This is a genomic window from Ekhidna sp. (assembly GCF_040220215.1).
Taxonomy (GTDB): domain Bacteria; phylum Bacteroidota; class Bacteroidia; order Cytophagales; family Cyclobacteriaceae; genus Ekhidna.
In genome coordinates, this window is the sequence record NZ_JAVJTR010000019.1 from 224,880 (window position 1) to 231,066 (window position 6,187).

Here is a 6,187-nt window from a genome sequence, read left to right on the forward strand (position 1 = left end):
AGCATCCAACAACTAATTAATTTTAACTCAGATCATAATAAGACCATATATATGACCAAAAAACTAAGAATCTTACATCTATCTGATTTCCACTTAAATCAAGACACATTAAAAGATTGGAATCTTTACCTAAAAGACGCACTTATAGATAAAGTTAAAGCTTCACCAAATGGACACAATATTGATTTAGTTGCATTTACTGGAGATATATTGGATAGAGGCGGAACAGCTTTTCAAAATGAAAAAGAGGCTTTTTCATTAGCTAACAAAAATGTTTTCCAACCACTATTAGATTCATTAAGCCTTGGTAGAGATCGGTTTTTCATCGTTCCTGGGAATCACGATATTCAGCGTGAAAAAGACCTGGAACGTGATGAGCTAGGATTGAGATCATATTTTGAAAAAGATCAGAAAAACATTCGAAAATTTATTAATGAGTCAGAAGATGCATTTGATGGCATCAAAAGAATTCAAGCTTATAAAGAATTCGAAAATGATTTTTATTCAAATGTTAATCTCAGCTTGATTGGTAAGTTCAGCTCATCGTTTATAGTCGAATTAGGAAAAAAGACAGTAGGTGTTGTATGCATAAACTCAGCATGGAGATGTTATGATAATTCTGATCATGGACGAATTATAGTAGGAATGGATGTTTTAGCCAAACATTCTAAACGACTTGAAAATTGTGATCTCAAAATTGCCTTGATGCATCATCCACTAGATAGCATTTCGCACATGGAAAGAGATGTAATTTCCAGTCACCTAAGTAGCCAATTTGATTTAATGTTATTTGGGCACTCCCATAGAACATTTACTTCAATTACATCAGGATTTACAGGAACCATATTTTTAAACATGGCTCCATCTGGACTTAATAACATATACACAAAAGATCGAGATTATTCAAATGGCTTTACAATTATTGAAATAGATGAAGATCGAATTTGTGCTGAATACTGGAGGTTCAATCTAGAAAAGAGGGAATTTGTACTCAATACTGATGCTGGTCAAAAAAGTACGGGGAGATTATGTCAAGATAGACCTGGCAAAAATGTTGCATCTAAAATCGGAACTTTCAGAAGTCTTGTTGAAGATATTAAGGAGAATCATTTTCAGGAAATGGATGATCACCTTATTGGGACCAGAGCTGAGCTTAAGGGTGCATCAGGTATTAAAGAATCATTTATTATGCCCCCAATCAGTTCATGTAAAAGCTCGGAAGATGATAAAGAGGAATTGCTAACATTAAATCAATTAATCTCATCACCTTGGAATACATTTTTTTTCGGAGGTACTGAATCCGGGAAAACAGTCTTGTTATATAGATTACTTCGTGAATATGTAGAGAAGTTTGACTATGTTGGAAAAGTACCCGTATTTATTGATTTTGATCTAATAGGTAACCAGAGTATAAAAACGTGTATTAGAGAATACCTTAGTTGTTCTACTTCCACTGTCAATGATCTAATAGACAAAGACAATCTAATTCTACTTATTGATAACCTCGACTACAGAACATTTGACCTAAATAGTGATCAATTCAAAAGATTTCATAGTTTCATTCGAGACAACCCAAAAGTGCAGGTAGTGGCAACAGCAGAAGGCGGATACTCAAATGCTCTACCTATAGAATATATTGAAAATTGCAAGGTTCCATTTGCTGAATACTCAATTAAGTTCTTAAGGGTTAAGGAAATCAAAAGTTTAATGATCCAATGGGCTCCTGAGGTGGATCAACTTAAGGTTAGCAATAAGCTCGATAAGCTAATCAATGATTTCAATTCCTATGCATTACCTAGTACAGCTATGTCAGTTTCATTGTTTTTGTGGAGTACTGAAAACTCAGACAGAAAGCCGATAAACAAGGCTGTTTTATTGGAAATTTATATTGAAATAATTCTCGAAAAACTTCATCCAATCAATGTTTACAGAGAAACATTTGACTTTAAAAATAAATTACAACTTCTGGCCAAAATAGCTAATGAAATGCTTGTTGCAAGAAAAGAAAATTACTCATTGACATACAGCCAATATTTAGAAGTTGTGGAAGTATATCTTGACGATGAAGTAGGGTTTGATTTTGACGCAAAAGTAATTGCTGACTATTTTATAGAAAGAAGAATATTTAATCGATTCAAAACCAATCGTATCAAATTCTCATACTCATGCTTTTTCCATTTTTTTCTAGGACAAAGGATGGTGCATAATTTGGAGTTTAGAGAACATGTACTAGCAGAGAGTGAATATTACAAATATTTGCCTGAAATCAATTACTATACTGGTTTAACAAGAAGTGATAAAAAAACTCTAGAACTTATTCTTGACAGGTTTAAGAATGTTTTTTCTGAAGTGGATGAAGTTTTCGTTGATCTTGATAAATCTTGGGATAAGCATTTTATTGTGACTTCTAAGGAAGAAGAAAACTTTAAACCATTAGTTGAAAACATCGATATAAACGCTATAAAAAAGAATAGGCCGTCAGAGGAATCAATAGATAAGCTAAGAGATAAAAAACTGGCTAGCACACAGAAATCAGGAGAAATATATCAAAAGCATGAGGAACTTAGTTTTGAAGTTTTATTAATCCTTTTAGCAAATACCCTTCGCAATTCAGAAGGTGTGGAAAATAAGGAATTGAAGCTGGATGCTTATTCCACGTTAATCAAATACTCTATGGTATGGATGATCCTTTATAGAGATGAACTTATTCGTTTTATAATTCGCCATAGAAGTTTACCGAATCATATTCCAATTGGAACTGATATTAAGAAATTATTAAGCAACATTCCATATCATACACAACTCGGCATGAGTCGTCATGTAGGAACATCAAAGTTATCTCCAATAGTCTTAACAAAGATCTTAGAAGATTTAAAAGGGAATAGTGAGACAAATAGTGATTTAGAGGCGTTTTTGTCTATTTCACTATATTCCGATATCCAAGGAAAAGAGTATCCAAAATATCTTAAGAAGCTGATAAATAAAGTAAAGAATAATCCGGTTAGAGACTATTTATTATATAAGTTGTTAGAGTATTATTATAGAAGAACAAAAGAGGGATCATCCAATGAAGAAATGTACCTTGACATGATTGCCGATTTAAAAATTAAGACCAAGCAAATCACTGTTAGAATGAAGCATAAATTCATAAAATCAATGAAAGAGGCTAAGAAAAAAATGCTTTCAATGTCAAACGGATAACTCTAAGACTCTTGTGAAGCGCACCCACGCAACTTCTTTAGCCAATACTTTCACAGATAGAAATCCAAAGTTGATATTGAAATTTCACACAAAAAATATCACTGATTATCGAATGACTTTTGAGTTGCAAAATAGAGAATCTGGTTATCGGAATAAACTACGATTGTTGAGCAGACGTTGCTGATTTCACCTTCCTATCAGCAAATCGAACAAAATAAGGATCAAAAAATCTCAACCTCCCATCTTCTAACTCTATCAGTGCCTGGGTTACACTGCAATAGTTGGAGCTGGAGTAAACAAATCTGTGGAAATAGCCTTTAATTTTCTTGCCATTCTGCTGCACCTCAACCGGCCTCAAAGCATTCTTATTAGACATTCTGTTCCTACTTTTTGAGGTTCTTTATCATATCCTCTCGTATTTGATTCTGAAATTCCGCCTTCCAATTAGATAAGATATTGTGAATGAGATCTGATAATGGGATTTTATAATGATTGGAAGTTTGCTTCAGAAAATAATGAAGGTCTTGATCCACATTTATCGTTCTATATTTTCTCTTTTCATCTCCCAGGCGAGTAGTTAAGAATTGATCTAGGCTCATCAAATAATCCGATTTAAAAGCGCTCAATATATAAAAACTAAATTACATCTTGCCCTTTAGGCTATGGTGAAAGCCTGCTAATAAAAACAATTTGCTCATGTGAATGATGAGCAAATTAAAAGAGCGTTCGGCAAGGTTTTGAAAGAACTGAGAGAATCGAAGAATATCTCTCAAGAAGCCTTAGCACATGCTATCGAATCACATGCCACTCATATTTCACGGCTTGAGAATGGTCATAAACAACCTACACTTACTACACTCTTTAAAATAGCTGAGAAACTCGAAATCGAACCTGAAGAATTCATAATAAAGACAAAATCTAAGTCACTTAAATCTTAATTTTAGATATATAGAAAATGGCCAAGCCCTAAAACAAGGACTTGGCCATCATCATTCATTTCTCTTTTACCAACTCATACACGCATGGTATCACAATCAAATTCAGCAAGGTAGCTGACAGTAATCCGCCAAGAATCACCACCGCCATAGGGCTTTGTATTTCATTCCCCGGCTCCCCACCTTTCAAAGCAAGCGGTATCAATGCAAGTCCAGTGGTAAAAGCTGTCATGAGTATTGGATTTAACCTGTCTAAAGCCCCGGTTTTAAGTAATTCAAAACCTTTCAAACCCTCGCTTCTCAAATCCTCATAGCGAGAGACCAGCAAAATCCCATTTCGGGTAGCGATACCAAACAAGCTGATAAAGCCAATGGTCGCCGCAATGCTGATGATGCCAGAAGTGAAGTACACAATCAAAATCCCACCAATCAAAGCCAAAGGCAAATTGATCAAGACAATGAATGAAAGTTTCACATCCTGAAACTCATAGTAGAGCAATAGAAAGATGATCAAAATGGCAACAACAGCCGTGATTAGTAATAATTGTGAAGCCTTTGCTTCACTCTCAAACTGACCGCCATACTCTACACGATAGCCCTCAGGCATGTCAATATTCGTATCTACGATCTGTTGAATCTCATTGACCACTCCACGCAAATCACGTCCCTGCACATTAGCAGCTACTACGATCTTACGCTTTACATTCTCTCTGGAAATGGTATTCGGAGAACTTACAGATTTTACATCTGCCAATTGATCCAATGTGATTTGTCCTCCGTTTGGTAAGGTGACCAAAGCCGCTTGTATGGATTCCATACTGCTCCTTGACTTCTTTTGGAAACGGACGATAAGGTCAAAATACTTCTGCCCTTCATAGATTTCTCCGGCCTTTTCTCCGGCAAAAGCCACATCCACTTGCTCCATCAAATCACCAACCGTCATACCATAAGCAGACAGCATTTGTCGCTTGGGTGTAATGCGAATTTGTGGCACTTCGATCTGCTGATCTACTGCCACATCGGCAATTCCATCAATGGAATTGATATTGGTTTCTACGCTTTTACCCAACTCAAACAAACGCTGCAAGTCATCGCCAAAAATCTTGATGGCAATGTTTGCTCGAGTACCAGAAAGCATGTGATCAATTCGGTGAGCGATAGGTTGTCCCAAAGTGATATTAACACCCGGAACCACACTTAGCTTGGTTCGAACCTCTTCAAAGAATTGCTCCTTTGATTTTCCGTCCAGCGTAAAAGGCACATCTATTTCAGCCGCATTCACGCCCTGAGCATGTTCGTCCAGCTCAGCTCGTCCGGTTCTTCTGGTTACCACATCCACTTCAGGCATTTCCAACAGCAATTGTTCAATCAGCTTTCCGTTCTTGTTACTTTCTTCTAGCGACATACCGGGTATACCCACTGCGCTGATCACCAAGGATCCTTCATTGAACTCTGGTAGGAAACTACGACCCAGTTGCGTTAGCAATATCAAACTGATTATGAATGCACCCACTGTTAAGCCAATGACTGTTTTTGGAAACTTCAGTGTCCGTTCTAATACACCAACATAGCGAGCGCGAAGGAAGCGTTCCACTTTTGTCCCTTCAGCCTGCCTGGTAAGTACCTTTTCACTTTTCAATAAATACGAACACAACACCGGAGTAACCGTAACTGCTACAATCAGGGAAGTCAATACCGAAGTGATAAATGCTATGCCAAGTGGCTGCAACAATCGTCCTTCCATCCCACTCAGAAAGAATAGTGGAACAAACGATACAATGATGATGAGCGTAGCAATAATGATCGAACTACGAATCTCCACTGAAGCGTCCTTCACCACCGTAAGTACAGGCTGTTGCTCCTCTTTTGGTTTTCGAATATTCTCACGCAATCGCTTGAAAACATTCTCAACATCAATGATCGCATCGTCTACCAATGCACCAATGGCTATAGCCATACCTCCCAAACTCATCGTATTGATGGTATATCCCAGCATTTTAAGAACAATGATGGATACCAACAGCGAGATGGGAATGGCCAGCAATGAAATA

4 protein-coding genes are annotated in these 6,187 nt (G+C 36.8%); 2 read left to right on the forward strand and 2 right to left on the reverse strand.

All coding sequences use genetic code 11. The annotated features are described in order from the left end of the window. The first annotated feature begins 51 nt into the window (after positions 1-51). Positions 52-3,201 (forward strand): metallophosphoesterase, encoded by a 3,150-nt coding sequence (locus RIC88_RS13865; RefSeq protein WP_350218148.1) that lies wholly within the window; start codon positions 52-54, stop codon positions 3,199-3,201. 157 nt (positions 3,202-3,358) lie between these two features. On the opposite strand, the gene RIC88_RS13870 is transcribed toward RIC88_RS13865, so the two are convergent. Further along, the gene (locus RIC88_RS13870) at positions 3,359-3,577 is read right to left on the reverse strand and encodes a hypothetical protein (RefSeq protein WP_350218149.1); all 219 of its coding nucleotides are present in this window, start codon (positions 3,575-3,577) and stop codon (positions 3,359-3,361) included. A gap of 322 nt (positions 3,578-3,899) precedes the next feature. On the opposite strand from RIC88_RS13870, the gene RIC88_RS13875 reads away from it, so the two are divergent. After that, on the forward strand, positions 3,900-4,139 hold the full coding sequence (locus tag RIC88_RS13875) for a helix-turn-helix domain-containing protein (protein ID WP_350218150.1): 240 nt from the start codon (positions 3,900-3,902) through the stop codon (positions 4,137-4,139). Between the two features lie 55 nt (positions 4,140-4,194). Here RIC88_RS13875 and RIC88_RS13880 read toward each other — a convergent pair. Further along, positions 4,195-6,187: efflux RND transporter permease subunit (locus RIC88_RS13880; RefSeq protein ID WP_350218151.1), on the reverse strand; the 1,993-nt coding region annotated here is incomplete at its 5' end.